2 protein-coding genes are annotated in these 1,079 nt (G+C 69.0%); both read right to left on the minus strand.

Translation table 11 applies throughout. The features are described from left to right. Positions 1–32: 32 nt before the first annotated feature. Complete coding sequence (locus AB0J58_RS45145) at positions 33–560, minus strand: transposase (protein ID WP_364228044.1); 528 nt, start codon at positions 558–560, stop codon at positions 33–35. Continuing rightward, the coding region (locus tag AB0J58_RS45150; RefSeq protein ID WP_364228047.1) for a winged helix-turn-helix domain-containing protein at positions 557–1,079 on the minus strand (523 nt) is incomplete at its 5' end. The genes AB0J58_RS45150 and AB0J58_RS45145, both read right to left, overlap by 4 nt.

The raw sequence follows: 1,079 nt of genomic DNA on the forward strand, positions 1-1,079 counted from the left end.
TACTGAGGTTGAACTCGTGACGTCGTGAGTGGCTATGCCGGTGTGAGGGCCAGGCCGGTTCCCGCGAGGCAGCCATCAATGAGGTCGCTGCGGTACTGGATGGTGCGCAGTCCTTGTCGGATGGTGCTGATCAGGTGTTCTGGGCTGGTGAAGGCGATGTTGGACAGGAATCCGCGCCGCAGCAGTGACCAGATGCCCTCGACCGGGTTCAGATCGGGGGCATAGCTGGGCAACTGAACGACGGTCAGCCAGTCCTGGGTGGCGGTGAAAGCGCGCATCCCCGCGGTCAGGTGGGTGTTGAGGTTGTCCCAGACGAGCACGATCGGGCCGCCGAGTTGGCGGTGTGCGGCGATCAGCAGGTCCCGGTAGTCGCTCCAGGCGAAGGATTTGCGGCCGTCGGGCCGGGCCTCCGGGCGGGGCCGGTAGATCAGCCGGGAGCGGTGGCCGGGTTTGTAGCAGGCCAGGGCCGCGATCGAGATCCGGCGTCGGGAGCGGCCTCGTACGGTGATGACCGGGGTGCGGCCGCGCCGTGCCCAGGTGCGCATGATGGACGGCGTCATCGACAGGCCGGTCTCGTCTTCGAAGACGATCCAGGCGCCGAGCGCCGCCGCGTATCTTCCGCGTTCGGCCAGGTCTCCTTCACCCAGCCGGTCACCGCCGCCGCATCGCGCTCGATCGCACGCCGGGCCGGTACCTGGCAGGAGTAGCCGTTGCGGATCAGCAGCTTGCGCACGCCTTGGAGGGTGTAGGGCAGGTGGAAGCGCCGCCCGATCACGGCCGTGATGCGTGCCAGGGTCCAGCGCTGGTCGGGCCAGCCGTGCGCGGTCGGCCCCTTGGCCAGTTCCTGTTCCAGTTCGGCGAGTTGCCGCTCGCCGAGCCGGGGCAGGGAGGCCGGCCCGTGCGAGCGCAGCGCACCGGTCCCGCCGGCCTGCCAGTTCCTGCGCCATCGCTGAACGGACCGGACGGTGATTCGCAGGTCCCGGGCGATGGCCGTGCTGGATTCGTTGCGGGCGAATCTCTCGGACGCCTGAAGCCGCAGTCGTTCGCGGAACGCTCTTCGCTCGGCGGACAGTCCTCCG

Origin of the sequence: Streptosporangium sp. NPDC049644, from assembly GCF_040675205.1 — a bacterium.
In the GTDB taxonomy this organism is placed as follows: domain Bacteria; phylum Actinomycetota; class Actinomycetes; order Streptosporangiales; family Streptosporangiaceae; genus Streptosporangium; species Streptosporangium fukuiense.